Origin of the sequence: Delftia sp. ASV31, from assembly GCF_016428765.1 — a bacterium.
GTDB lineage: Bacteria > Pseudomonadota > Gammaproteobacteria > Burkholderiales > Burkholderiaceae_C > Comamonas > Comamonas acidovorans.
In genome coordinates this window covers 48,031-72,534 of the sequence record NZ_JAELTK010000023.1, presented here as the reverse complement: position 1 = coordinate 72,534, position 24,504 = coordinate 48,031, and the positions used below count along the sequence as shown (strand labels likewise).

The following is a 24,504-nucleotide window of genomic DNA, read 5'->3' as shown; positions in this document are numbered from 1 at the left end:
CATGGTGCTCATGGGCCGTGCCGCGCGCCTGCCTGCGCTGGCCCGGCCTTCAAGTGCCGACCGTGCCCTGGCGCTGGGCTGCCTGGAGCAGTTGGGCATCGCCCATCTGGCGCTGCGTCCCTACACCGAGCTGAGCGGCGGCGAGCGCCAGCTGGTGCTGATCGCACGCGCCCTGGCCCAGGAGCCCGCGCTGCTGGTCATGGACGAGCCCACGGCCAGCCTGGACTTCGGCAACCAGATCCGCGTGCTGGACCAGATTGCCGCGCTGCGTGCACGCGGCATGGCCGTGCTGCTGTCCACCCACCAGCCCGAGCATGCGCTGCAGGTGGCCGACCGCATCGCCCTGCTGGGCCGCGGCGGCCTGCAGGCCTGCGGTGCGGCGGCGCAAGTGGCGACACCGGCCGCGCTCGCTGCGCTCTATGGGGTGAGCGAGGCGGCGGTGGCGGCGCGGCTGCCCGCAGACCTGGACAGGCGCAGCGTTGGCATCTAGTGCTTGGGAACGGGCAGCCTCCAGCCAGGCGGGGGCTGCAGCGGGCGGCCTGCGTCCTTGAGCCACATCAGCGCAGTGAGATTGCTGGGTTCCAGCGCCAGCCAGCGGCGCGCAGCCTGCGACCGCAACTCGCCTTCACGTTCAGGCGCCCTGGCAGCCAGCAGTTGGTAGGCCAGCACGTCCTGCCCGGCCCGCTCCAAGGCGGCCTGGCGCCATTGCGGGGCTCGGCTGTCGGCATCCTCTTGCAGGAAGGGTGGGACCGACAGATTGATCAGGATGGCCGCAAAGGCCAGATCGCGCCCGCTGCCGGAACCAGCCAACTGCGCCGCCACGCGATGCAGATACGCATCCCAGGCTGATTCCTGTGCGGATTCGTCGGGTTCAGGCGTGTCAGCTGTGTGCGCTGCTGACAACGGGGACGGCGGCGGTGCCGGCTTCTGGGCCTGCGCCTGAGCAGCGGTTGCCAATGCCAAGGCCAGCCCGATGGCGGCACAACGGTTTCGCATTCTGAAATCCTCCCTCTGGCCGGAAAGCATATCGGCCGCCCATGCGTTTGACATGCCCAGCCCCACAAAGCCTGCTGCCATTCACTTATATCCATATCCACATACTTGCAGGACAAAACAATCGTTTGCTTCTATAAGGCCATTGCTTACATTTCCGTCCATGCAGGGTTCAGCGCGCGTTTCCCGCAAGTGCCTCGGTGCCACGCAATGAACCCCTGCACCGCCGCCACTGGCGGCAGTCGAAGACCCCACATCCGAAGCGCCATGTACCAATACACCGAATTCGACAAACAGTTCATCCGCCTGCGCGCCGAGCAGTTCCGTGACCAGCTCGAACGCTGGCAGGCCGGCAAGCTCTCGGAGGATGAGTTCAAGCCCCTGCGCCTGCAAAACGGCTGGTATGTGCAGCGCTACGCGCCCATGCTGCGCGTGGCCGTGCCCTACGGCGAACTGTCCAGCGCCCAGCTGCGCGTGCTGGCCCGTGTGGCCCGCGAGTACGACCAGCCCGACGCCGCCCTGCTGGCCGAGGCCCGCGCCACCCAGGACCGGCTGGGCGACATCCCGCTGCACGACGGCCGCCGCATCGGCTCCGACCTGAAGTTCGGCTACGGCCACTTCACCACGCGCACCAACGTCCAGTACAACTGGATTCCGCTGTCCAAGGCCGCCGACGTGATGGACCTGCTGGCCAGCGTGAACCTGCACGGCATCCAGACCAGCGGCAACTGCATCCGCAACATCAACAGCGACGCGCTGGCGGGCATTGCCATCGACGAGATCGCCGACCCCCGCCCCTTCACCGAAATCCTGCGCCAGTGGAGCACGCTGCACCCCGAGTTCAGCTTCCTGCCGCGCAAGTTCAAGGTCTCCATCAGCGGTGCCGAGGAAGACCGCGCCGCGCTGGGCTGGTACGACGTGGGCTTGCAGTTGCTCAAGAACGAGGCTGGCGAGCTGGGCTTCAAGGTGCGCGTGGGCGGCGGCATGGGCCGCACGCCCACCATCAGCCCGGTGCTGCGCGAGTTCCTGCCCTGGAACCAGCTGATGAACTACCTGGAAGCCGTGATCCGCGTCTACAACCGCTACGGCCGCCGCGACAACGCCTGGAAGGCGCGCATCAAGATCCTCGTGAAGTCCGAGGGCCAGAACTTCATCGACCAGGTCGATGAGGAATTCCGCCAGATCGTCGAGGTCGAGGGTGGTCCCCACACCATCACGCAAGCCGAGTACGACCGCGTGGCCGCCAATTTCCGCGAGCCCGAGCTGGACCTGTCGCCCGCCAATGCCGAGGCCGAGACCCTGGCCCTGCTGCGCACGGCCGCCGAGGAAGACAAGGACTTCGGCCGCTGGCTGATCAGCAACGTGCGCCCGCACCGCCACCCGCAACTGCGCGCCGTGCTGCTGTCGTTCAAGCGCCTGGGCTACGCGCCCGGCGACGCCACGGCAGACCAGATGGATGCCGCCGCCGCGCTGGCCGACCAGTTCTCGGCCGGCGAGATGCGCGTCACCCACGAGCAGAACCTGCTGCTGCCCTGGGTGCGCCGCGACCAGTTGCCCCAGCTGTACAAGGCGGCCAAGGCCCTGGGCCTGGCCAAGCCCAACATCGGCCTGCTGACCGACATGATCGCCTGCCCCGGCGGCGACTTCTGCTCGCTGGCCAATGCACGCTCCCTGCCCATTGCCGAGGCCATCACCGAGCGCTACCAGGACCTGGACGAGCTGTGGGACCTGGGCGAGATCGACCTGCACATCAGCGGCTGCATCAACAGCTGCGGCCACCACCACAGCGGCCACATCGGCATCCTGGGCGTGGACAAGGACGGCAAGGAGTGGTACCAGATCACGCTGGGCGGTGCCGACGGCTCCCACCTGTCCGGCCCGGCCACGCCCGGCAAGATCATCGGCCCCTCGTTCAGCGCCGCCGAAGTGCCCGGCGTGATCGAGGCCCTGCTGGCCACCTACCGTGAGCAGCGCCAAAGCGAAGGCGGCCGTTTCGAGACCTTCATCGCCACCGTGCGCCGCGTGGGCATCGACCCGTTCAAGGCCGCCGGCAATGCCGCCCGCCACCCCGCCAAGCACACCGAGGAAGAGGCCGCCTGACCCCAGGTGAGAGCCGCAGGAGATCCCCATGAAAATCATCGCCGCCCAAGAGCACCAAAGCCCGGCCGAAGGCCAGCAGAACATCATTGCCCCGGCCAATGACGCCGATCCCTTCACGCTGGATCTGACCGGCGTGCAGCGCATCGACCTGCACTTTCCCAAGTTCACCGACGGCCGCGCCTTCAGCCAGGCCCGCCTGCTGCGCAAGCGCCTGGGCTTCCAGGGCGAAATCCGCGCCACCGGCGACGTGCTGATCGACCAGCTGGTGCAGATGCAGCGCTGCGGCTTCGACGTGGCCGTGCTGCGCGAAGGCGTGGACATCGCCGACGCCCAGCGCCAGCTGGACCGCTTCCACGGCTTCTACCAGGGCGATGCCGTGCATCCCGAGCCCCACTTCGTCAAGGCGGCCTGACATGGGTGCGCAAAGCTTTCTGTCGCGACAGGCATCGGCCAAGGCCACCGAGGTCAACGGCCGTGCCAGCAGCGGCTTTGCCGACAAGCTGGCCGCCACCGAGGCCCTGCTGCGCGAGGCTGCGGCGCTGGGCGCCGAGGCCGTGACGCAGGCCTCCAGCCTGGGCGCCGAGGATGTGGTGATCACCGACATCATCCACCGCCTGGGCCTGGACATCCCCGTCTTCGTGCTGGACACCGGCGCCCTGCACACCGAGACCCTGGCCCTGCTGGAGCGCACCCAGTCGCTGCCCGGCCTGAGCGTCAAGGTCTACCGGCCGCAGCTCGAATCGGTGATCCACTTCATCCGCGACAACGGCCAGGACGCCATGTACCGCAGCATCGAGCTGCGCAAGGCCTGCTGCGGCGTGCGCAAGATGGAGCCGCTGGCGCGCGCGCTGGCCGGCAAGAGCGCCTGGATCACGGGCCTGCGCCGCGAGCAGTCCAATGCCCGCGCCGATGTGCCCGCCGTGGACCGCAGCGAGGTCGAGACCAAGGGCCTGACCAAGTTCAACCCGCTGACCGACTGGACCCAGGGCGATGTCTGGCACTACATCGCCAGCCATGGCGTGGACTACAACCCGCTGCACGACCAGTTCTATCCCAGCATCGGCTGCGCACCCTGCACGCGCGCGGTCAGCCTTGGCGAGGACTTCCGCGCCGGCCGCTGGTGGTGGGAGGATGAAGCGGCCAAGGAATGCGGCCTGCATGCCAAGAAGTGAAGCCTGCAGGGTTTGACACCGATTTGATTGGAAACCAAGAAATGAATGCCCGTGTGGACACCTCCGTGCTGAGCCATCTCAGCAACCGCCACCTCGACGCCCTCGAAGAGGAAACCATTTTCGTGCTGCGCGAAGTGGCCGCCGCCTTCGAGCGCCCCACCCTGCTGTTTTCGGGCGGCAAGGACTCGCTGGTCATGCTGCGCTGCGCCGAAAAGGCCTTCGGCAAGGGCCGCATCCCCTATCCGCTGCTGATGATCGACACCGGCCACAACTTCCCGGAAGTGACCGATTTCCGCGACCTGCGTGCCAAGGAGCTCGGTGCCGAACTCATCGTGCGCAGCGTCGAGGATTCCATGGCACGCGGCACCGTGCGCCTGGCCCATCCGGGCGAAAGCCGCAACGTCCACCAGTCGGTGACGCTGCTGGAGGCCATCGATGAATTCCGCTTCGACGCCCTGATCGGCGGCGCGCGCCGCGACGAGGAAAAGGCCCGCGCCAAGGAACGCATCTTCAGCCACCGCGACAGCTTCGGCCAATGGCAGCCCAAGGCCCAGCGCCCCGAGCTGTGGACGCTGTTCAACACGCGTCTGGCCCCCGGCGAGCACTTCCGCGTGTTCCCCATCAGCAACTGGACTGAACTCGATGTCTGGCAATACATCGAGCGCGAGCAGATCGCCCTGCCCAGCATCTACTACACGCACAAGCGCGAAGTGGTGGAGCGCCGCGGCCTGCTGGTGCCCGTGACCGAACTCACGCCCCCGCGCGACGGCGAGGAAGTCGTGGTGCGCGACGTGCGCTTTCGCACCGTGGGCGACATCACCTGCACCTGCCCCGTGGAAAGCGAAGCCGCCACGGCAGCCGACATCGTGCTCGAAACCCTGGCCGCCGAAGTCAGCGAACGCGGCGCCACGCGCATGGACGACAAGACCAGCGACGCCTCCATGGAAAAGCGCAAGAAGGACGGATATTTCTGATGACCACCGCAAGCATTGCCGCCGACACAGCCGTCGCGGATTCCACGGCCACCCAGGCCAGCCAGGCCACACAGCAGACCGCCGCCAACGCCTCGGCCTTGCGCTTCATCACCTGCGGCTCCGTCGATGACGGCAAGAGCACGCTGATCGGCCGACTTCTGGTGGACACGCGCGCCGTGCTGCAGGACCAGCTGGCCGGCGTCACCAAGAGCGGCGAGACCGATCTGGCGCTGCTGACCGACGGCCTGTCGGCCGAGCGCGAGCAGGGCATCACCATCGATGTGGCCTACCGCTACTTCGCCACCGAAAGCCGCAAGTTCATCATCGGCGACGCGCCGGGCCATGAGCAGTACACGCGCAACATGGTCACGGCCGCCAGCAGCGCCGACGCCGCCGTGGTGCTGGTCGATGCCACCAAGCTCGACTGGAAGAACCCGCAGCTCACCCTGCTGCCGCAGACGCGCCGCCACAGCCTGCTGGCCCACCTGCTGCGCGTGCACTCGCTGGTGTTTGCCGTCAACAAGCTCGACGCCGTCGAAGACCCGCAACAGGCCTTCGTCCACATCCGAGGCGCGCTGGAGCGCTTCACGGCCGAGGCCGGCATTGCCTCCGCGGCCACCGTGCCTGTGTCGGCCCTCAAGGGCTTCAATGTGGTCAACGCCGAGCCCGGCTGGGCCGGCTACGCCGGCCCCAGCCTGCTGCAACTGCTGGAGCAGTTGCCCAACACGCCGACCGACACCGGCCTGGCGCTGGCCTTCCCCGTGCAGTGGGTGGAGAAATTCTCGTCCTCGGCCGATACCAGCCAGGGCCGCCGCGTGTTCTGGGGCCGCGTGGCCGCAGGCCGCGCACACGTGGGCGACGCCGTGCAGATCCTGCCCAGCGGCCAGCAGGCCGTGATTGCCCAGGTGCTGGACCATGCCCGCGTTCCCGGCTCCATCGACGCAGGCCTGTCGGCCGGCATCACGCTGGACCGCGAGGTCGATGTCTCGCGGGGCGACTGGCTCGTCGCAGCCCCTGCGGCTGCAGCGGCCGCTGCCGATGACGACTTCGACGCCCCGCAAGCGCAGCCCGCATGGCCCAGCAAGCGCGAGTTGACCGCCACCGTGGCCTGGATGGACGAGCAGCCGCTGGTCCCCGGCCGCACCTACCTGGCGCTGCACGGCCACCGCTGGATCAAGGCCAAGGCCCGCCGCGTGGTGCACCGCCTGAACATCCACACGCTGGCCCAGGAAGAGGCCACCCAGCTGGAGCCCAACGCCATCGGCCGCGTGGAGCTGCTGCTGCAGGAAAGCATTCCCGCAGCGCCCTTCGCCCAGGCCCGCCAGTTGGGTGCGCTGATCCTTGTGGACACGGCCAGCCACGCTACCGCAGGCGCTGCACTGCTGGATTGAGCAACTGGACAGTCCCGCTTCGCGAGCCGGCACATGCCGGCTCGTGGGCTTTCGGAAAACCGCAGCAGTCCGCGCCAGAATCCTTGCCATGTGCGGGACTGGCTCCTGAAAAATTTTAGAATCCCGGGTTGATACCGACATTCACACTGCCATAAAAGACTCCCATGACTCACGTCGTCACCGAAAACTGCATCAAGTGCAAATACACAGATTGTGTGGATGTCTGCCCCGTGGACTGCTTCCGCGAAGGCCCCAACTTCCTCGTGATCGACCCTGACGAGTGCATCGATTGCGCCGTGTGCATTCCCGAATGCCCGGCCAATGCCATCTTTGCCGAGGAAGACGTCCCCGCCGACCAACTGGCCTTCATCAAGCTCAATGCCGAGCTGTCGCTGGAAAAGGGCTGGAAGAGCATCACCAAGCGCAAGGCCTCGCTGCCCGACGCCGACGACTGGAACGGCAAGCCCGGCAAGCTGGACCAGCTCGAACGCTGAAGCCGCGCAGCCCATGCAAGACACCTCCGGCACGCAACCGATCCATACCGATGCCCTCGTCATAGGCGCGGGCCCGGCGGGCCTGTTCCAGGTGTTTCAGCTGGGCCTGCAAGGCATTCGCTGCCATGTCGTCGATGCCCTGCCCCATGTGGGCGGGCAGTGCGCGCAACTGTACGGCGACAAGCCCATCTACGACATTCCCGGCATTCCGGTATGCACGGGCCATGAACTGGTCCAGCTGCTGCAGCGGCAGGTCGCGCCCATGGACGCGCAGCTGCACCTTTCCCAGCAGGTCTCCCAGCTGCAGCGCATGGACGATGGCCGCTGGCTGGCGCAGACCACGCACGGCCTTGAACTGCATGCGCGCAGCGTCTTCATTGCAGCTGGCGTGGGCGCCTTTGTGCCCAAGGCACTGAAGGTGCCCGGCGTGGAGCGGCTGGCTGCAGGCCAGCTTCACTACCATCCTGCCGATCTGGAAATGGTGCGCGGCCAGACCGCCATCGTCCACGGTGGCGACGAAGAGGCCGTGGCCGCAGCCATTGCCTGCGCCGACAGGGCCCAGGCCACCTACCTGCTCTACCGCCGCGACGCCTTCCAGGCTTCGGCCGCACTGCTGGAGCGCCTGCAGGAGCTGCGCGACAGCGGCGCCATCCGCGTGGTGATCGGCCAGATCACGCAACTGCATGCCGATGCAGGCCAACTGCGCGCCGTGCAGTGGATGGATGGCGAAGGCCAGGAGCACGAACTGGCGGCGCAGCAACTGGTCGTCTGCCTGGGCATCTCCCCCCGCCTGGGCCCGGTCGCCGAATGGGGCCTGGCCATGGAACGCAAGCAGCTGCTGGTGAACCCTGCAACCCAGGCCACCGATGCGCCAGGCATCTATGCGATTGGCGACATCGTCAGCTACCCGGGCAAGCACAAGCTGATCCTGTGCGGCTTCCATGAAGCCACCATGGCGGCTTTTGCCGCCGCCGAGTATCTGCAGGGCGAAAAACCGCTGCTGCAGTACACGACGACCAGCGCACGGCTGCACGCCATCCTCGGCGTTTCCCACCCGCAGGCATGATTGCTCGTGGCCGCACCCCGGCGGCCCTACAGTTTGGCGCGGCAGTGTCGATAGAGTTGGCAGCGTCCACTCATGCACATCAAGCCTATGGTTGCCACACTCGAAGCCCCTCCCAGCACCGCGATCGCGCCACCGGCCGATCCGCGCAGCTTCACCTTCCAGATGCCGCTGTTTCGCCCCGGCACGCATGTCACGCAAAACGGCAAGGCCGAGAAGGTCAGCCACGTGATACTGCGTCGCCGCGAACTGATGGTCTACCTGGTCGGCCATGAAGACCCCGTCAGGCCTGAACGGCTGAGCATCACGCCTTCGATGTTCACCACACAGCGGCGCCCTGAAGCCCTGAGCTGGATCCTTTGAAAGAAACCGGGCCTGGGCCCGGTTTCATCGATCATCCATCCAGGTTCAGGCCTCGTTGCGCCCGGCCATCTTCTGGCCCAGGCGCACGGGCGCAGCATGCGTCCACTGCTCGTTGAAGCGAAGCCCTGCCGATGCGGGAAACAGCATGACGACGGTGGAGCCCAGCTGGAAACGCCCCATTTCCTCGCCCTGGCCCAGGACGATGGACTGGTCGTCATAGCGCCAGTCCTGGATGCGTCCAGGACGGGGCGGATTGACGATGCCGTGCCACACCGTTCCCATGCTGCCCACGATGGTGGCGCCCACCAGCACCAGCACCATGGGACCGTGGTCGGTATCGAAAACGCAGACCACGCGCTCGTTGCGCGCAAACAGGCCCGGCACGCCGCGCGCCGTGACCGGGTTGACCGAGAACAGTTCGCCCGGCACATAGATCATGCGCCGCAGCCGGCCTGCACAGGGCATGTGGATGCGGTGGTAGTCGCGCGGGCTCAGGTAGATGGTGGCGAAATGCCCGTTGTCGAACTGCCGCGCCAACTGCGCATCGCCGCCAACCAGCGCCGTGGCGCTGTAGCTGTGCCCCTTGGCCTGGAAGATCTGCTCGCCCTCGATGGCGCCGATCTGGCTGATGGCGCCATCCACCGGACAGACCCAGTCGGCCGAAGCCAGCGGCCGCACACCGGGCTTGAGCGCCCGCGTGAAGAACTCGTTGAAGCTAGCATAGGCCGCAGGATCGGAATCGGCCGCCTCCGACATGTCCACGCCATAGCGTGCAATGAAGCGCCGGATGACTGCCGTGGTCAGGTCGCCAGCACGCGCCTGGGCCAGGCGCCCCATGACGGCAGTCAGCGCCTGCTTGGGCAAAAGATACTGGGAGAGAACGGCAAGTCGATCAGACATCGAGGTTTTGCTATGAAAGTAATAGAAGTTGTGGGCGGATTCTAGCCAACCCACACCCCTCTCCCTCCAGTCCTCCCGCCGCTTTCAGCACTTGTCATACCCGCCTCGAAGCCAAGCGCACGATTTCCGGAGGCCGCGGATGAAATGCAGATGACAAAGGCAGCACCCTTCCAGCAAAAATCCAACCTGTGTTTTGCGTGCGACGGCCGCATTGGGCCGCGCACGCGCAGGAATGCAACGCTGTAGAATTGGGAGGTTTAGCTGTTGCCGGGCTTTGCCTTTGCGACACCATTGTGACCTGGCCTTCCGTTCGGTCTGCGCCTCTTGCGCAGAACATCCACTGCTTTTTCAGCCTCGGCCCACGTACCCCATGTTCTGTGGGCCAGGCAAGGCCTTCGTGGTTCCGACAAGTGAGTGCCGCAACCGACCCAGACCTGAGAGATTGAACACATGGCCAAAGAAGAACTGATTGAAATGCAGGGTTCCGTCACGGAAGTCCTGCCTGACTCTCGCTTTCGTGTGACGCTGGAAAACGGACACCAGCTGATCGCCTACACCGGCGGCAAGATGCGCAAGCACCACATCCGCATCCTGGCTGGCGACAAGGTGTCGCTGGAGATGTCGCCCTACGACCTGACCAAGGGCCGCATCACCTTCCGCCACCTGGCCAACCGCGGCCCTGGACCTGGCTCGCGTTGAGCAAAAAATTCGCCCATTGCGAAAATACCCATTTTTTTGACGCTACAATAGCGTTTTAGTCGGAGCGTAGCGCAGCCTGGTAGCGCATCTGCTTTGGGAGCAGAGGGTCGCGAGTTCGAATCCCGCCGCTCCGACCAATGAATCAAGGGGTTAGCTCGAAAGGGCTAACCCCTTTCTTCTAACCAAATCCAGCGGTTTCTAACCAGAACCCGCAAAAAGACAAAGCCCCCTCGGCGCCGTGATGGCAGCCGAGGGGGCTTTTTTGCGTTTTGAGGCGCCTACATCCGTCCCGGGAAAAATCAACATCGCCAAGTGTGGGCAGGCGCTCTACCCTTCGGCTTTCAGTTCCGCCAGCTGCGCGGCTGGTAGCAGCGCCTCCTCCTCTGGTTTCTCAGCTCCGCTCCTCAGCACGCCCAGCGGCGGCAGCTTGATCAGTGCGTCGGCCTGATCCGGCGTGCCATGCAGCCATGCATCCCAGTCGCATGGTTCCAGCATCACGACCCCGCGCTTTTCTTTTCCCGGCCGGTGCATCAGCGAGAGCACTGGGTGCCCGTCAGCAGGCTGCGTGATCATCGTGTAGTTCGGCACCAGCTCGCCCGTCTCCGGGTCCGTCCATTCGCTGTACAGGCCGGCCAGAGCCGCTGGTTGCCCGTCCGCGCGCCGGAACGACCACCACACATTGCGCGATCCTAGGCCCCAATACGGCTCCACCCACGACGTCACGGGGATGAGGCACCGCTGACCGGCGCGCCATGCCGGCGCAAACGTCCAGGACTTGGCCAACGTCTCGCGCCGCGCGTTGTTCGTGCTCATGGGCGTCCCGTCGCGGGTAGTCGGCCTGCGCGTGGGAGAGCTGCGCGGGATCATGCCCCACTGTCCCACCTCCAACTCGCCGCCGGGCTTGACGTACGGACCCAGGGCCAGCGGCGTGACGTGCGGCTTCCACCAGCGTGGTGGGTTCTGCGATCCCACGCGCCACATGCGTTCGATCTCGTTCTCGCGAGGGGTGTTATATCGATTGCACATAAGTGGATGCTAACTTTTCTCGCTCTGCCAGATAACTGTATATTTATACAGTCATGAAAGTCAAAGTCACAATCCTCAGGGAAGCCGGGGCGCGCAGCTATCACCGCGGACCACAGCAAGAGGTCAGGGGCGAGCTGGACCTGCTGCACGCGCCCGTGCCTGGCGAGAAGCGGACCGTCCCCGTGCTTCGCATTCTCGGAGACGACCGCAAGAACCAGCTCTTCGAGCCCCGACTGATATACGCGTGCGCGGGCAAGATGAAGTTCAGCGGGTTGGAGCACTGTGGCCGCGCATGGCACGCGCAGGAGTGGTCCTGCGAGTTCGACTACTGATGGAGTTCGTCATGCTCAAGTACGAAGAGTTTCCGACGCTGCTCACCTACCCGAAATGGCTGGATTGGCCAACACAGCAGGTGCTGCCAGGGCTGCCTGAGGACTATCGCATCGAGCAAATCCACAGAGATTGGTTCGTCGTCTGGGGTCCGGGAGATGTCCGCGTGTACAGCGGCTGTGGCCCGGTCTTCGTGGACCGGTCACCGGCCCCTTTCTGAATGCTCACCATGCAAGGCCAAAAACAGATCGAACGCGGCGTAATCGCCAAGGTGCGTGGCGAAGAGATGTCGGCAGCACAGCGCCTGCTGCCAGCTCCCGGGCGGGGGCAGCCGCAGTACATCACAAGTGAGATCGATACCCTGCTTGCAGGCCGTGTCCGTATCACGTTTGAGCTGCACCAGTATTCGCACGGCCGCCACACCTTTTGGCACTGGTGTGGTCGTGGCGCTGAGCAACTGGAACAACCCGCGGGCTGAGCCACAAGGACTCGCTCATCTGGGGTGGCACGCCCGGCGCCAGGCTGGTACGCCTGCGTCGTGGACTATGGCCGCTTGCCCTTCCCTGCTACCCGGCACTGGGACGGCGGCGCCTGGGGCGATGAGCGCGCGGCATCAAGGCATTCGACGGGCCGCACGACACGGCCGACAAGGCGCTGGACTGGGCTATGGAAAGATGCCCAGACTAACGCGACAAGATGCCGAGTTGGCGGCCCAGCCGTATCTCCCCTAAAGACGACGCCAACTCAACCTATTGAATTCGGAACTCGGTAGGCATCCCCAGTGCGCGGAGAGCCTCTTTGCGCCGATTTTTGGATCCTACGTAGAGATCGCTGTTACGAGAATCATCCTTGTAGATCCACCCTTTCGATACAAGTTCTGCGAGAACAGTTGGCACGAGCTCTCGGTCTGTGGGGTTAAGCCCGCGACTGAGTGCACTCTCCTTTCGAGCCGAGCCACGTTGGTTGAAAATCTTCTTTAGCACGGTCAATGCGATTCGCGACTCGCGGTCGATCTTGAGTTCCATGATTCCGGCAGTCGTCTGCGCGGCAGTGCTAAAGCGCTCAACCTCGGTGTTTTCAAAGTTGGACTTGAGCCACTCTGGAATAATGGCGAGTCCTTCCATGTGTGAAACGACGCAACCTTTAAAGTATGGGACTAGCGAAGCTTCATCTACTCCACTCATGTCGAGGCGTTCGATGAGGCAGTCTTGGAAAATTGTGTCCCCATACAGTGGGTTCTCGGCGACTTGGAGCTCCTCAAACGCAACGCCTGAGATGAGGAGCTTCTCTTGGATCTTCAGCCTATCGATGGGGATGGTTGCGCATACACTGATAAGGTCTGCAAGCACGGCATCGAATCGCCCAGCTTTCTGACGTTTTGTGATGGCCGCTGATACCACTCCAGCTGATTGAGCATTAGCTAAGAGGTGACCTGCGGCAACCTCCCCTCCTAGCCCGGGAGATGCATTTATCCAAGATGCAGGGCTCGTGAGCGGGTTTGTCTCGTCGTAGGGGTTGATGATGAAAGCTGCCAAATCGAGTCCATAGGCGGTTTCTGCCAAGTCCTCATCTGCGAATGAGCGCATCTCCTCTCCGTTAGGGCCAAACGAGGCAGTAAGGCCCGGCAGTCGAAGAAGAACTTGGATTCCTTCTTCATCGGGCTGAAACCCATTTACTGATATGAAAGCCGTGCTGAGCTGCTCTGTCGAGATTGGTCCAAGTGCCGATGATCCTCCTCGGGCAAGCGTTGCGACGCGCGAAAGAATTTGACTAATGATCTCAGGGCGTACCGCAGTGAACATCTTCGCTTCCCGTACGCAAATAGCATCCAGGAATGTACGCCACCCTTCAGCACGACTCACGGACAACGCAATGGCTCCAGAGGTATCCTTGCCCAGAGAGACGAGATACCCGAGAAGGAGAGGACGCGTAGGCACCCAGTCAGGTAGCGTCCAATTCGCACCAGACTGCTGCAAATAATCGGCGAGCTGTTCCTCGTTGAAATCGACCATAGACAACACTTCGCTGGAACTTAATCCTAGCGCCTCGGTCATTTCCTTCTGTCCTGAGAAGTAATGGGAGCGGCCCGCTACTACCACACCAACACTGGCCGGAGTCTCCTCGATAAGACGGCGGATTGGAGCGAGAGCCTCCCAACGAACGCGCTTTAGGTCTGTTACGCTTCCAAGCCATCTACTCGGCAACACCTCGTCGAAACCATCTAGTAGCAGTACACACAGCCCAGCTCTCCACGCGGAAATCAATCCATTAGCATGGTCAAACCCAATCTCCTCGGCATGGCGGCGGAGGATCTCTGCAGGCGTTCTCAGCCCCACGCAGTCACGAAGATTGATGTGAATCGGGAAGGGGTTGAGATGACCGCGCCGAAAGTGGTCCCTGCGAAGGAATGAATAGATGTCGCGTAAGGCGTGACTTTTGCCCGCCCCGTAGTCCCCGATAATCATGGTACGGTGGCCCTTCACGAGCAATCTTGCAACATCTTCAGTCGATAAAACCCCCTCGGTTGAGTCAACGAACTGAACAGGCACGCGAACTGGCTTGCCAGATATCTCTGGTGTAAAAGCAACGCTTCCAAAGGGCGCTTTATCCCGCCCCTGAATATACATCTCGGAATTACAGATCCTTTTGTACATCTGAGCGATGCTGATGGCATGAACTGTGCGCGAAGCCTTCCGAGCGATGGTCGCGACTGCTGTTCGCTGGTCGGCAGTTGGCTCATCCCTGGTAACGAACCATCCGGTCGCGGGCTTCAATGAATTTTCCGGTTCTGAGCAGAGCAGATTGAGAAGCTCCACCAACTTGGTTGCGTCCTTCTCCGCCTTGTCTTTGGTACGCAAGAGTGTGAACTCGTAAGCGTGAATGTCTGAGTGGGAGACAAATACCCCATCACGTTCTCGCCCATTTATCATCAACGAACCTTGGACCCCAGAAGGGTCGTGGAGTGCGCGTGCGAGTTCTACACCTCGTAGCTCAAACTCATTGGCACTCTCAGCTTCTGCTGGGCGTTCTGTCATCTCCAATTCCTCTCTTGTATGTGTCTTGGTGCGGATTGCTTTGAGTCGCCGGGCTTTCCGCAGAGGCCTGCTGGTATGGGTAAGCTAGCAGGCCCCGGCTGGAAAGCTGTCGATGATAGGTTACCTTGAGCGGCTTGGTCTATCAGTTGGTGATGGACTCATAGACCAGCACGGGAAACCCGATCATTGCTCATGCAAGCTCGGACGTTGTGGACAAGCTGCAGCCTGCGCATTCGCATGTCGTCGAGCATGGATTGACGCAGTAGAGAGATGGCCTGATTGGAGGGGGAGACATGATCGCGCTCCTTTTGAGGAACGAGGCCAATTACCTTATTCGCCAACATAGAGCAAGGCACGCGTGTGAACTATGCGTCATGGCCTTCGCGGCGGGCTACCGCGCGAGCGGTTTAGTCCGTAGCACCAGTGCCATTGACTTATCGTAGCTTGCCCGATAGCGGCCATTTTCAACCGACCGCTTCTGGCCACTAGACGCGTAGCAGGAACGCACCGATCAGCGCGACACCTTCGGCCACGCGTCTTGGATCAGGGCGGCGTCAGCGGCATGGCTATCAGCCGCTCGCGCGATGTCTGCACCGCGCTCTGCCATCCGTCCACCTCGGTCTGCCAGCTCTTGGAGTACGGCTGTGCAGGTTGAGGCGTACTGAGCGAGGGCGGGCTGGGCAGCTCCAGCGATGCGCTCGGGGAGGCCGGCAAAGTCGCCCCGCATGCCTGCAGTAGCAGTGCGCAGCTCGCGCAGGCTACGGTCAAGATCCTGCTGCGCGGCCGCGTTGCGCTGGCCTGTGGCCTGAAAGGTTGCGAGTGCATCAGTCAGTCCTTTCTGAAATCCGGCCATGTCCCTGACGGCCTGTTGCGTGCTGACCAGCGCGGCGCTGGTCTGTTGGTGTCGCAGTTGCTCCAGCTGCAGGCCATAGCGTTGGCCCTGAATCCACCACGCGCCGCCAGCACCTATGGCAAGGGCCGCAATTGCTGCTGTCAAGTGAGTTGAGAGAGGGCTGATCATTGCGAAGCTCTCGCCAACGGGCCAGCGCTGAAATGCCCAACCCTGCCCCACTGCGCGCACAGCTCGCGGGTGGCATCGCGGCGATCAACAAGGCCAGGCAGCCGCGTGGGCACGCCGTTCACGGTGCCGTAGACCCATCGCGGCATCTGCTCGCATGCCGCATTGAGCTGCCCGGCGTTGGCCAGCCGCATGACCGTGGTGTCAGGTGACAGCGCCGAGGGCACGTTGTAGGCCATGTCGATAAAGCTGGCCTGCACCCACACGTTGTAGGCGTCCCAGTGCCGCAGGGCGCGCCGCGCCAAGCGCTCGGCCTCGCGGTATTTGGGACGCTCCAGGCGCTCGCAGTCCTCGGTCGTGTAGTAGCGCTCCGCCACAACTTCGGGGCCTGTGACGCCCGCGCAGACGGTCAGCGGCTGCCCCCTACCCAGCCGGTCGACGTAGGGCGTGCCGATGTGCCGGCCGCTGCTCTCGTAGTGCAGACCGATCTCGCGGGCCAGGGTCACGGCCGCGCTTGGCCCGGCCTCTTTCGTGGCAACGTAGCCGCCGGCCGCAGTGACCCCCAGGCCGACGGCTGCAGCCAAGAGGCGATTGCGAAGGGCTTCATTCATCGGCCACCTCCGCCAATGGTGAGCGCCTTCCAGAACGCAAGACCAGCGCTGGCCATCATCACGATGTAGGTGATGGGCTTGGCCACCTTGCCGATCCAGTTGAGCACCTTGAAAGCACCTTGCGCGGCGGCGAAGAACTCCACCATTTCAGCCGTGTTGACACGAACCTTTTCCGTGGCCTCGGTGTTCGCACGCAGCTCTGCTTCAATGCGCGTCATTCGCGCATCGCCCTCATCGAGCCGGGCATTGATGTTGCGCGCCGTGTGAGGGTTGATTGCATTTCCGAAATCGTCTTGCATTGATCCTCCTACAGCGTCACGGCGAGCAAGAAAGCGGCATCGAGCGATTCCGACGTACCGCCCAGCTGCGCCCACAAGGCCGACAGAAACGGGTTGTGCCGCTCCCAGGTGTCGGCCTCGTACTCGATCTGCGCGGCGCGCTTGTCACTCCCTTCGGGCATTGCTGCGATGGCGGCCTCAGCAGCATCGAGCAGGCCCAGCATGAGCAGTGCGAGCTGGCCCTGACGGCGGGTGCATGAGTGCGGCGCCTCGGCAGGATGCTCCGGCTCGGCAGGCGCAGGCGGCGGCGGTGAGTAGCCCTCTGCAGTCCAGGCCCAGCCAATGCCCGCGCCGTCCACAACGGGCTCGATGCGGTCCCACATGTCGCGGATGCCATCAACAAACTCCGCATCAGCAACGATGCAGCGCACGACAACTCCGTCCTTGATAAGTGCGTACTCCATCGCCATTACTCCCACCAGTAAATACGGCAGAAGCCGGAGCCACCAGCACCACCGCTGTTGGTCACGCCAGACTGCGCACCCGCCCCACCCCCGCCGCCGCCGGAGTTGGCGCGCCCTGCCCCTCCAGCGCCGCCGCCGATTGCCCCACCATCACCTCCTCCGTGGCACCCACGACCTGGCCGAGAGGACCCCGTGCCGCCGCCCCCACCACCGCCGCCGAATCCCTCCAGACCGGCACCACCATCGCCACTCCTGACGTTTGCGCCATTGGCGTCAGAACCGTAGCCGCCGGAGGAGCCATACGAGGCGGAGCCTCCAGCCGCCAGACTGGCCGGAGATGTTGTTGCATAGTTTGTGAAGTCCTGACCGGGCGCACCAGCGCCGCCGCCGCCGCCCGCACAGATCCGCGAACCACCCCCTCCGCTGGCTCCAGCACCACCGATATTTGTGGAGCCGTTGCCAAGAGCGCCCGCACCGCCGCCAGCAGCGGTCAGCAGCGATCCGATGCTGGACGGGCTGCCAGCGGCGCCCGACGCGCCGCCGCCGCCAATGGTCACTGTCTGCGCAGTTGTAATCGTCAGCGGCTGGATGCGCACCGCCCCACCACCTCCGCCGCCGCCGCCCGCACCGGAGCCTGCGGTCGAGCCACCACCCCCACCACCCCCGCCGACCAACACCACAACACACGGCCCGCCATTGGCCTGCAGGATCGCCGAAGGCGTGAAGGTGCCGGACGTTGGGAAGTCCTGGTAGCGCAGGCGACCTCCGCCGCCACCGCCGCTGAAAAATTCCGAGAAAAAGCTCATGCGACCTCCATAAATCCATCAGTTGCATTGACCCAGCGGCACACCGCCGAGTCGTTCGGGCTGAGCAGTTGCATCACCCCGGGCGTCCGCCCCTTCAGCTTGTTCGTCTGCCAGTCCACATTTGCGGTTGCAACGCCACGCGACATACCGAAGCCGAATCCCTGGCCAGCGCTGAAATTTGTGGGGATGGTGAGCGTGATGCCTGCAGTGGCCAGCACGTAATACACCCCCGGCACGGCTGCAGCGGATGCAGTCAGAACCTGCGTGGTCATGGAGTCAGCAGCGCCCGGCGCAGCAACACCGATCACCCAGTCCGCCTTTGCCGAACTTCCGGCGTACATATCCACGCCGATTACCAGGGCGCCCGTGCTCAGGTTGTAGCTCTGCACGTAGCCGCTCATCGATGTGGCCGGGTCACTGGTGGACGTGGCCACGACATACATGCCAGTCACAAACGAGCGGCTCGCTTCAATCGTGAAGCTCTTTGCCCCGGCGCCTGGCGTCACGCTCGTCGTGCTGCTGCCCTTGATCTGCTGGGTCGCAAACACTGCCGCCTGGTCACGGAAGCCTTGCGCCGCGTCGCGCGCAGCCTCCGCCCCGGTCTTCGCGGTATTCGCTGCCGTGGCAAACCCCGCAGCCCCCGTGGCACTGCCAGCCGCTGCCGTCGCAGAGCCAGAAGCTGACGTTGCCGAGCCTGCAGCATTGCCTTCCGACGTGGATGCAGCAGTTGCAGAGCCGGCCGAAGCCGCAGCGCTAGCGGCTGCTTCGCCGGCCTTTGCCACGGAGGTGCCCGCAGCGGCTTGGGCTTGGTCGCGAAGATCTGTCGATGCCATTGCCCACTCGTACGAGGCAGTCGCGTTAATCTCGCTGGACCTGCCGATCTCCCAAATGCGCAGCGACACAGAGGGCATTGCAGTGCCATATGCGTAAGCTTCCTGGTTGAAAGCAGCGCTACCCAGCGCTGGATATATCGGCACTGTCGGAGCCGCTGGGGTTGGAACAATAGACGTCATACGTTTCCTTTGATTTGCAGATCGACCTGCGCCGAAGTCCAATCTGTCGAGCGCACAGCGCCCGTTACCTTGCCAACGGTGGCCAGGTGCCCATAGCGAGGCAGCTGATCAACCTCGATAGCGACTGCTTTGCCCAGGATCTGGTCCAGCAGCGTCTTGGCCGCCGGCGCCTGGTCCGCGTCGATGACGCAGCTCAAATTGATGTTGGTGGCCTTGCGCCCTTCGACCTCGGTGTAGGTGCCGTCCTTGCGCTCATCGAGGTAGGAGTAATCGCGAGTGCTGGCCTCGACGCCAAACTGCGTGCCCCCCATGTCTGTACGGCCCGGGAACAGCAGGCGCTTCCAATTGCCGACGCTGATGTAGCCCACGGCGGCAATGGCCTGCGCACTGCTGCGCGAGACAGTGATGCTGATCTCCAGATCTGGATGAATGGGCAGATCCTTGAGCGTGAAATACGTGCCCCGCTGCAGATCGCCGAAGAGGTATTCCCACTCACCGAAGGCCTGCTGCCACAGCTCCACATGGACTGGCTCGATCAGGTCCTCACCCGCTGCCCGCACAGTGATGTCGAGCGTGTCAGCCTCCAGCCCATAGATCGCAAGGCCGTTGATGAAACCGGGCTTGAGAACGAATGTGAAAGAACCAGGCCGGCGGGTTTTCGTGAAGAGGTATTTATCGAAAGGCGCCATGCGATTACTCGGCGCGCCCTCGTCGCGCTCCCAAAGCCCGGCGGCATTGGTTGTGTCTGGTTCATAGGTGTTTGCCGGCGCACCAGACACAGCCCCCACACACTCATAGGTTGAGCCTTTCCACACACGCCGAGCACCCACAACGGCATCGACGCCGCTGACCCAGGCCTGCTCGCCCATGACGGCATCGACTTCGGGCACGGTGGTGCCGGGGCCGAACATCTCGGCCACGATGGTCTTTGGCAGAAGGATGTTCATGTCGTCACCTTCCCTGCAGCAGGTGCGCTCACGCGCAGGCGCTGGCCGCCCCCACTTACCTGGTCGAACTGCTCGACCAGTTGCGGCGCACCCGCCGTGTTCCGCGCCGTCTGGGCAGATGACTGCCGCAGGTCCGACAGCTCAGCACGCATGGCCCTGATCTCTGCCAGCAGCGCCTGTGTCAGCTCATCGCTGCCTGAGCCGGTGGCGGCATACACACCAAGCCTGCCGCCGACATTGGCCAAAGGCAGGATGCCTTCCGGCCCAGCCTCACCCATCAGGCCCATGTCAAAGACGGTGGGCCGCGATACCACGCCGCTGGAAAATGCTGCCCCTGTGGCAAACACCGGCCCCTTCCAGTCATCCCCGCGAATCAGCTTGTGCCAATACACCTCGTCCGGCGTCAAGTGCGCCACGCTGCCGTCCGGATAGGTCAGCGTGCCCGCATCAGGATCGAAGACTGGAGTGCCTACGGTGCTGGGGCCACCACCGCCCAATTGAGCGCCACCGCTGCCACCACCGCCAGCAGCCGGCTGATCGGGCTTGGCCGGATTCAAGAAAGCCATGAGCTTGTTGAAATGCTCGTCCACCGTGCCAGTGAGCGCCGCAGTGCCGTTGACCAGGTCATCAGCTCGCTTGGCCAGCGTATCCAGGGATTCGAGCTGGGACTGCAGCGCCTTGAGCGAGCGCTCCTCCACGCTCAACTGGATCTCGCCCAGGTCACCCAGCTCGGAGAACTTGCCAGCCCACACCAGCGCATCGCGGCGGCGCTCGAAGTCCGTGGCATACACGCCCGACGCCAGGCCAGCACGGGTGGCTTGCACGGCCCCGCCGATGTCGGTGTATTCGGAGAGCTTGCGCCCCGCCCTCACCCCATCCAGAGCCTGCTCGATGTAGACCATCCCGCGGACTGCCGCGAGCTGGGCCGTTGAATCGACGGTGCCATACAGCTCCTGAGCAGCGCCCTTGAGAACGTCCACCGACGAGGCGATGGCGTTGATGGTCTCCTGGACCACGGATACGCGCTGCTGCAGTTCCTCCCGGTCGCGGTCCACCGCACGCCGGAACATGTCATAGGCAGCAGCCTGCGCGGCCTTCTCGTCCTCGATGGCCCAGATGCGCTCCTGCAGCGCCCGATTGCTGGGGTCCAGCGCAGCCAGCTCGCGCTTGCGCAGCTCAGCAGTGTTGCCCTGTAGTTCCAGCAGTCTGCGCTCCAGATCCGTGCGCTGGTCCAGGCGCGCGATCTCCTCGCGCAGGGCCTGGTTGTAGTCCCATGCAGCCTTCTCCGCTTCGCTCATGCCTTCGGTGGCCAGCTTGCGCAGTGCCTCGCGGTACTTGTCGGTTTGGCCCGTGGCGCGCAGGTATTCGGCTTCCAACTGCCGGCGCTCATTCTTGAGCGTGTCCAGCACCTGGCCAGCGGCATCGGCCACGGCGCCAAATTCCTTGGCCAGCGGGATGAGTTTGGCCAGCAGCTCCACGTCGCCGGCCGCCATGGCGTCCTCGATGAGCTTGCGAAACTTGGCCTTGGCGTCCTGGCCCATGCGGGGATCGATGTCGATCTTGAGATCCTTCAGCGCCTTGTCCACGGCCTTGGCCGCGTTCTCGATGCGCTCCCGCTCACTGTAGAAGCTGGTGTAGAACGCATCCATGCCCGCGATCAGGTCCTGGATGCCGCCCGCGCTCTTGATGAGCTTGGCAATGGCTTCGTCACCCAGCTTGCCGAAATTGGTGATGTTGCGGGTCCAGCCCTCAATGGCCGCGCCCGTCAGCTCCACGGTCTGCATAGCAGCGTTGAAGCTCTCCAGCGTGATGTCTTCGCCCATGTCATCGAAGACATTGCGCATCCAGCTGGGGATATCAGCCTTTTTCAACTGCTCGATCAGGGCACCGCCCATGTCCGCAATGAACTGGGCATAGGCCTTGGTGGGGTCCGTGCCAAGCGCGCCATCGCGCTTGGTATAGCTGTTCAGGACCTCGCCGGTCACCTTGTCGATCAGCTTGAAATAGCCGTAGGAATCCTCGTCGTCGTACTTGGGATTCGACGCAAAGCCCGCGACGATATCAATCTGCTTGGCGCTGTCACCGGCATATCGCGCGAGACGCTTATAGACGTCGGACAGCGAATCCACGGTCTTGCCAAGTTGCTTCTCAAGATCAGCGTTATGGCGCTTGGTCAGGTCGTCATACCAGTCACCGCCCGCACGATCGAACAGCATCTCGGCAGCCTTGTCATTGCCCGCACCCGTTGTGCTGTAGGCCGCGCCAACGTGGTTGGCACCGCGCGAACCAAACAATCCGCCCTTGAGCAGCGAGAAAATGGCGATGGCACCCGCAATCCAGGGCATCGCAGCGCCAATGCCAGACATCAGCGAGCCGAAGCTGCTGCCGACACCGGCCCAGCTGCCATTGCCTGCGATCAAGGCACCGAGGGCATCACCGCCAACCATGCCAACGGCATTGGCACCAGCAAGGCTGGCAGCCGAGGCGCCCGGCAGGAAGCCCCACATTGCCTGGGCACCTGCACCCAGCGCGCCGAGGTTGTTGAGCATGCCCATGCCTGCACCACCACTCTGGCCAGCAGCAGCGGGGGCGCCAAACAAACTGCCCAGGGCACCGCCAGCGATCTGGACCGTGGCCTGGATCAACGGCTTGAACACCAGCGTGCGCGCCAGATTCTTCAGGTATTGACCGAATGATTGACCGCCCTGCATCAACTGGTCAGCCAGGCTCTGCCCGATCTGGTCCACACCCTTCTGCCACTCCGAGGTGCTGGCCTTTGCCGCGTCGGCTGAGGCTTCGCGCGAAGCCTTCACCGAGGTCAGACCCAGGCGCTCGCGCAGCAGCTCGATTTCCTGCTGGAGCAGCGCGTGCTCCATGGTCATGGTGCCGGTGAGCGCAGCCGAGCGCTCCATCTCGGCCAGCTGCTGCTCCTTGCTCAGGATGATGGCCATCTGCCGCTGCTCGATGACCACGCGCTGCTGCTCGGCGCTCAGGCCGATCAGCTCGATCTCGTCGCGCAGCGCCTGGTTGCTGGCCGTCAGCTCCTCGACTGTCTTGCCCTGTGTGGTCATCCACTCCTGGCGGTACTTGCGTTCCTCCTCGGCCAGCTTCAGGGCCTTCTGCCGGGCCTCGTTTTCCTTCTCCAGCGTCTTGAGGGTCTTGAGCTTGGCTTCGATGTTGGCGCGCTCTCCAGCATTGAGCCCCTTGAGCGAGCCCAGCAGATCCTGCGAATACTTGATGCGCAGCTTGTCGGCTTCGCCCAGCTTCTCCCCGCCGGATATCTCCAGGCGCTGGGAGGCAATCTTTTCCTCGATGGAATCGACCAGGTTGCCATAGGCCGTGTGCAGCTGCTTGGCCGAGCTGGCACGGGCCTTGGCCGATTCGTCTTCCTTGTAATTTTCCTTGGCCAGCTTGCTGACCAGCTCGACATAGGCAGTCTCTGTGATGCGGCCGGCCTGGCGCAGCTCGTTGAGTTTTTGCAGTTGAGGCAGGTAGTCCTTGTTGACGCCGTAGAGCTTCTGGCGGATCTCCAGCAGAGCCTGCTCCGCGTCCGCATCCTCCTGGGCCTTCTTCGCGGCAGCCTCTGCAGCGGTGGGCGGATTGACGGAGCCACGCCCGCCGCCAGCGCCCTTGCTGCTGGCGTTGAGCATGTCCAGCTCGGCCCGGAGCTTGGCAATCTGGTCCTTGCGTGCCTCGATGGTTTTGGCGATGTTGTCCGCGCCAGCCGTGCGGCCACCCGCCACGGCGCGCGCCATGGCAGCCTCGGAACGCTCGTTCTCGACGCGCAAGGTGGCAATCGCGTCCTCGATACCCGCAGCCGTCTTGGCGTACATGCTGACCGCCGCCACGCCGGCACCAGCCACCACGCCAACACCCAGCAGCGCAAGCGTCACAGGATTCGCGGCCAGCACAGCCGCCAGCGTGACGATGGCCCCCTTGACCACGCCGATGGCCCCGCCCACGGCTACCAGGCCCGCCGCTGCGGCCGCGCCGCCAGCAGCCCCCAGGAAGGTCATCACCACACCCTGGTGGTTCTCGACCATCTTGCCGAGCCCATCGATGGCGTCCGTGACCAGGCGCACGCCGCCGGCAGCCTTCTCCGAAAAACCCGTGCTCTCGTTGATGGTACGGAACAGCTCGTCCCAGGAGTCACCCAAGGCAGCAATGGCGCCGTCCAGAGTCTTGGCACGCTGCTCCATGGCACCACCGAACGCGGTGTTGCCGATGTTCTCAAGATAGTCGGTGATGTCCTTGGCCGAATTCTTCACGCGGGTGGTGACGCCCTGGAACGTGAACGCCACCATGTCGCCCTGCTTGGACGCCTTGATGCCGAATTCCTTCAGGCGCTCGAATTCGCCCGTGGCCGCATCCGCCACGGCCTCGATCATCTGCATGAGGCTCTTGCCCATGCCAGCGGCCGTATTGCCGAAGCTGGTGAGCTTGGCCTGGGTGGGATCAAGGCCCAAGGCCTTCATCTTCACGAAAGCCTCGGTGGCCTGGGCCAGCCCATAGGGCGTGTCCTTGGCAAAGGTCTTGATCCAGGCCATCTCCCGGCCAGCCGCCTGGGCACTGCCCGTGACCGTGACCAGCGAGCTGTTGAGCACGTCGAATTCGCGCTGCACCGATACCAGCTTGCCGACGAACGCCGTGACGGACACGCCGGCAAAAACGCCACCGAGCAGCGTGCCCAGGCGCCCGAGCGAGCCGGCCATGCCATCGACCATGCCCGTGACGGTGCGCTTGGACTTCTCGACCTCGGCCTGCAGCTGCGAGCTGTCGCCCGTAATCAGGAACCGCAGGTAGTTGATGTTGCCGGAGCCGATCATG

At 64.0% G+C, this 24,504-nt stretch carries 25 protein-coding genes and 1 tRNA gene; 14 read left to right on the top strand and 12 right to left on the bottom strand.

All coding sequences use genetic code 11. The features are described 5' to 3' along the window. A partial coding sequence (locus JHD82_RS10975; RefSeq protein ID WP_199136471.1) for an ABC transporter ATP-binding protein occupies positions 1-490 on the top strand: 490 nt, incomplete at its 5' end. Here the strand turns inward: JHD82_RS10975 and JHD82_RS10970 are convergent. Next, positions 487-1,077, bottom strand: a complete 591-nt coding sequence (locus JHD82_RS10970) for a hypothetical protein (RefSeq protein ID WP_233174698.1) — start codon at positions 1,075-1,077, stop codon at positions 487-489. The two genes, JHD82_RS10975 and JHD82_RS10970, sit on opposite strands and share 4 nt — an antisense overlap. A 183-nt stretch (positions 1,078-1,260) precedes the next feature. On the opposite strand from JHD82_RS10970, the gene JHD82_RS10965 reads away from it, so the two are divergent. The 8 genes from JHD82_RS10965 to JHD82_RS10930 all read left to right on the top strand — a co-directional run bounded on the left by JHD82_RS10965 (position 1,261) and on the right by JHD82_RS10930 (position 8,550). Next, entirely contained in the window at positions 1,261-3,093 is a 1,833-nt protein-coding gene (locus tag JHD82_RS10965) for a nitrite/sulfite reductase (RefSeq protein WP_199136470.1), read from the top strand. Positions 3,094-3,121: 28 nt separating this feature from the next. Then, entirely contained in the window at positions 3,122-3,505 is a 384-nt protein-coding gene (locus tag JHD82_RS10960) for a DUF934 domain-containing protein (protein WP_199136469.1), read from the top strand. 1 nt (position 3,506) lies between these two features. Then, entirely contained in the window at positions 3,507-4,265 is a 759-nt protein-coding gene (locus JHD82_RS10955) for a phosphoadenylyl-sulfate reductase (RefSeq protein ID WP_013801647.1), read from the top strand. A 41-nt stretch (positions 4,266-4,306) separates the two neighbouring features. Further along, positions 4,307-5,239, top strand: coding sequence for a sulfate adenylyltransferase subunit CysD (gene cysD, locus JHD82_RS10950; protein ID WP_013801646.1), 933 nt, complete (start codon positions 4,307-4,309; stop codon positions 5,237-5,239). After that, positions 5,239-6,630, top strand: coding sequence for a sulfate adenylyltransferase subunit 1 (locus tag JHD82_RS10945; RefSeq protein ID WP_199136468.1), 1,392 nt, complete (start codon positions 5,239-5,241; stop codon positions 6,628-6,630). The genes cysD and JHD82_RS10945 overlap by 1 nt, the downstream gene beginning before the upstream one ends. 164 nt (positions 6,631-6,794) lie before the next feature. Then, positions 6,795-7,124, top strand: coding sequence for a ferredoxin FdxA (fdxA, locus tag JHD82_RS10940; RefSeq protein ID WP_012206456.1), 330 nt, complete (start codon positions 6,795-6,797; stop codon positions 7,122-7,124). A gap of 13 nt (positions 7,125-7,137) precedes the next feature. Continuing rightward, complete coding sequence (locus tag JHD82_RS10935; RefSeq protein ID WP_199136467.1) at positions 7,138-8,190, top strand: NAD(P)/FAD-dependent oxidoreductase; 1,053 nt, start codon at positions 7,138-7,140, stop codon at positions 8,188-8,190. Positions 8,191-8,277: 87 nt separating this feature from the next. Then, complete coding sequence (locus JHD82_RS10930; protein ID WP_224986237.1) at positions 8,278-8,550, top strand: hypothetical protein; 273 nt, start codon at positions 8,278-8,280, stop codon at positions 8,548-8,550. A 45-nt stretch (positions 8,551-8,595) separates the two neighbouring features. On the opposite strand, the gene asd is transcribed toward JHD82_RS10930, so the two are convergent. After that, a complete protein-coding gene (asd, locus tag JHD82_RS10925; protein WP_065345055.1) occupies positions 8,596-9,450 on the bottom strand; it encodes an archaetidylserine decarboxylase in 855 nt (284 codons plus the stop codon). 450 nt (positions 9,451-9,900) lie between these two features. Between asd and infA the strand changes: the two genes are divergently transcribed. Next, the gene (infA, locus tag JHD82_RS10920; protein ID WP_012206460.1) at positions 9,901-10,149 is read left to right on the top strand and encodes a translation initiation factor IF-1; all 249 of its coding nucleotides are present in this window, start codon (positions 9,901-9,903) and stop codon (positions 10,147-10,149) included. 60 nt (positions 10,150-10,209) lie between these two features. Continuing rightward, a tRNA-Pro gene (locus JHD82_RS10915) sits at positions 10,210-10,286 on the top strand. A gap of 190 nt (positions 10,287-10,476) precedes the next feature. On the opposite strand, the gene JHD82_RS10910 is transcribed toward JHD82_RS10915, so the two are convergent. Then, on the bottom strand, positions 10,477-11,175 hold the full coding sequence (locus JHD82_RS10910; protein ID WP_199136466.1) for an SOS response-associated peptidase: 699 nt from the start codon (positions 11,173-11,175) through the stop codon (positions 10,477-10,479). Positions 11,176-11,228: 53 nt separating this feature from the next. On the opposite strand from JHD82_RS10910, the gene JHD82_RS10905 reads away from it, so the two are divergent. From JHD82_RS10905 to JHD82_RS10895, 3 genes are read left to right on the top strand one after another with little or no spacing between them, the layout of a single operon-like run. Then, a complete protein-coding gene (locus JHD82_RS10905) occupies positions 11,229-11,507 on the top strand; it encodes a hypothetical protein (protein ID WP_199136464.1) in 279 nt (92 codons plus the stop codon). A gap of 11 nt (positions 11,508-11,518) precedes the next feature. Continuing rightward, a complete protein-coding gene (locus tag JHD82_RS10900) occupies positions 11,519-11,725 on the top strand; it encodes a hypothetical protein (RefSeq protein WP_233174696.1) in 207 nt (68 codons plus the stop codon). Next, entirely contained in the window at positions 11,726-11,983 is a 258-nt protein-coding gene (locus JHD82_RS10895; protein WP_233174695.1) for a hypothetical protein, read from the top strand. 271 nt (positions 11,984-12,254) lie between these two features. Here JHD82_RS10895 and JHD82_RS10890 read toward each other — a convergent pair whose 3' ends face one another. The 9 genes from JHD82_RS10890 to JHD82_RS10855 all read right to left on the bottom strand — a co-directional run bounded on the left by JHD82_RS10890 (position 12,255) and on the right by JHD82_RS10855 (position 24,503). Beyond that, positions 12,255-14,540 carry an NACHT domain-containing NTPase gene (locus JHD82_RS10890; RefSeq protein WP_199136461.1) on the bottom strand — a complete coding sequence of 762 codons (2,286 nt, stop codon included), beginning with the start codon at positions 14,538-14,540 and terminating at the stop codon, positions 12,255-12,257. A 511-nt stretch (positions 14,541-15,051) separates the two neighbouring features. Next, positions 15,052-15,561, bottom strand: coding sequence for a hypothetical protein (locus JHD82_RS10885; protein WP_199136460.1), 510 nt, complete (start codon positions 15,559-15,561; stop codon positions 15,052-15,054). Further along, positions 15,558-16,169 carry a lysozyme gene (locus tag JHD82_RS10880; RefSeq protein ID WP_199136459.1) on the bottom strand — a complete coding sequence of 204 codons (612 nt, stop codon included), beginning with the start codon at positions 16,167-16,169 and terminating at the stop codon, positions 15,558-15,560. Before JHD82_RS10880 ends, JHD82_RS10885 begins: the two co-directional genes overlap by 4 nt. Next, positions 16,166-16,468: a hypothetical protein gene (locus JHD82_RS10875; RefSeq protein WP_012206470.1), complete on the bottom strand. Its 303-nt coding sequence runs from the start codon at positions 16,466-16,468 to the stop codon at positions 16,166-16,168. Before JHD82_RS10875 ends, JHD82_RS10880 begins: the two co-directional genes overlap by 4 nt. Positions 16,469-16,476: 8 nt before the next feature. Further along, positions 16,477-16,911 (bottom strand): hypothetical protein, encoded by a 435-nt coding sequence (locus JHD82_RS29880; protein WP_233174694.1) that lies wholly within the window; start codon positions 16,909-16,911, stop codon positions 16,477-16,479. A 5-nt stretch (positions 16,912-16,916) separates the two neighbouring features. Then, the gene (locus JHD82_RS30465; protein ID WP_374191642.1) at positions 16,917-17,717 is read right to left on the bottom strand and encodes a glycine-rich domain-containing protein; all 801 of its coding nucleotides are present in this window, start codon (positions 17,715-17,717) and stop codon (positions 16,917-16,919) included. Further along, a complete protein-coding gene (locus JHD82_RS10865) occupies positions 17,714-18,730 on the bottom strand; it encodes a hypothetical protein (protein WP_199136458.1) in 1,017 nt (338 codons plus the stop codon). The genes JHD82_RS30465 and JHD82_RS10865 overlap by 4 nt, the downstream gene beginning before the upstream one ends. Further along, positions 18,727-19,677: a hypothetical protein gene (locus JHD82_RS10860; protein WP_199136457.1), complete on the bottom strand. Its 951-nt coding sequence runs from the start codon at positions 19,675-19,677 to the stop codon at positions 18,727-18,729. Before JHD82_RS10860 ends, JHD82_RS10865 begins: the two co-directional genes overlap by 4 nt. Next, entirely contained in the window at positions 19,674-24,503 is a 4,830-nt protein-coding gene (locus tag JHD82_RS10855) for a tape measure protein (protein WP_199136456.1), read from the bottom strand. The genes JHD82_RS10860 and JHD82_RS10855 overlap by 4 nt, the downstream gene beginning before the upstream one ends. Position 24,504 lies beyond the last annotated feature (1 nt).

What these genes read in the sequence shown, in the direction of transcription:
- fdxA (WP_012206456.1), top strand. Translation starts at nt 6,795, where the DNA reads ATGACTCACGTCGTCACCGAAAACTGCATCAAGTGCAAATACACAGAT.
- JHD82_RS10955 (WP_013801647.1), top strand. Translation starts at nt 3,507, where the DNA reads ATGGGTGCGCAAAGCTTTCTGTCGCGACAGGCATCGGCCAAGGCCACC.
- JHD82_RS29880 (WP_233174694.1), bottom strand. Translation starts at nt 16,911, where the DNA reads ATGGAGTACGCACTTATCAAGGACGGAGTTGTCGTGCGCTGCATCGTT.
- JHD82_RS10945 (WP_199136468.1), top strand. Translation starts at nt 5,239, where the DNA reads ATGACCACCGCAAGCATTGCCGCCGACACAGCCGTCGCGGATTCCACG.
- JHD82_RS10895 (WP_233174695.1), top strand. Translation starts at nt 11,726, where the DNA reads ATGCTCACCATGCAAGGCCAAAAACAGATCGAACGCGGCGTAATCGCC.
- JHD82_RS10970 (WP_233174698.1), bottom strand. Translation starts at nt 1,077, where the DNA reads ATGGCAGCAGGCTTTGTGGGGCTGGGCATGTCAAACGCATGGGCGGCC.
- JHD82_RS10855 (WP_199136456.1), bottom strand. Translation starts at nt 24,503, where the DNA reads ATGATCGGCTCCGGCAACATCAACTACCTGCGGTTCCTGATTACGGGC.
- asd (WP_065345055.1), bottom strand. Translation starts at nt 9,450, where the DNA reads ATGTCTGATCGACTTGCCGTTCTCTCCCAGTATCTTTTGCCCAAGCAG.
- JHD82_RS10875 (WP_012206470.1), bottom strand. Translation starts at nt 16,468, where the DNA reads ATGCAAGACGATTTCGGAAATGCAATCAACCCTCACACGGCGCGCAAC.
- JHD82_RS10960 (WP_199136469.1), top strand. Translation starts at nt 3,122, where the DNA reads ATGAAAATCATCGCCGCCCAAGAGCACCAAAGCCCGGCCGAAGGCCAG.
- JHD82_RS10930 (WP_224986237.1), top strand. Translation starts at nt 8,278, where the DNA reads ATGGTTGCCACACTCGAAGCCCCTCCCAGCACCGCGATCGCGCCACCG.
- JHD82_RS10885 (WP_199136460.1), bottom strand. Translation starts at nt 15,561, where the DNA reads ATGATCAGCCCTCTCTCAACTCACTTGACAGCAGCAATTGCGGCCCTT.
- JHD82_RS10910 (WP_199136466.1), bottom strand. Translation starts at nt 11,175, where the DNA reads ATGTGCAATCGATATAACACCCCTCGCGAGAACGAGATCGAACGCATG.
- JHD82_RS10905 (WP_199136464.1), top strand. Translation starts at nt 11,229, where the DNA reads ATGAAAGTCAAAGTCACAATCCTCAGGGAAGCCGGGGCGCGCAGCTAT.
- JHD82_RS10890 (WP_199136461.1), bottom strand. Translation starts at nt 14,540, where the DNA reads ATGACAGAACGCCCAGCAGAAGCTGAGAGTGCCAATGAGTTTGAGCTA.
- JHD82_RS30465 (WP_374191642.1), bottom strand. Translation starts at nt 17,717, where the DNA reads ATGAGCTTTTTCTCGGAATTTTTCAGCGGCGGTGGCGGCGGAGGTCGC.
- JHD82_RS10880 (WP_199136459.1), bottom strand. Translation starts at nt 16,169, where the DNA reads ATGAATGAAGCCCTTCGCAATCGCCTCTTGGCTGCAGCCGTCGGCCTG.
- JHD82_RS10860 (WP_199136457.1), bottom strand. Translation starts at nt 19,677, where the DNA reads ATGAACATCCTTCTGCCAAAGACCATCGTGGCCGAGATGTTCGGCCCC.
- cysD (WP_013801646.1), top strand. Translation starts at nt 4,307, where the DNA reads ATGAATGCCCGTGTGGACACCTCCGTGCTGAGCCATCTCAGCAACCGC.
- JHD82_RS10965 (WP_199136470.1), top strand. Translation starts at nt 1,261, where the DNA reads ATGTACCAATACACCGAATTCGACAAACAGTTCATCCGCCTGCGCGCC.
- JHD82_RS10935 (WP_199136467.1), top strand. Translation starts at nt 7,138, where the DNA reads ATGCAAGACACCTCCGGCACGCAACCGATCCATACCGATGCCCTCGTC.
- infA (WP_012206460.1), top strand. Translation starts at nt 9,901, where the DNA reads ATGGCCAAAGAAGAACTGATTGAAATGCAGGGTTCCGTCACGGAAGTC.
- JHD82_RS10900 (WP_233174696.1), top strand. Translation starts at nt 11,519, where the DNA reads ATGCTCAAGTACGAAGAGTTTCCGACGCTGCTCACCTACCCGAAATGG.
- JHD82_RS10865 (WP_199136458.1), bottom strand. Translation starts at nt 18,730, where the DNA reads ATGACGTCTATTGTTCCAACCCCAGCGGCTCCGACAGTGCCGATATAT.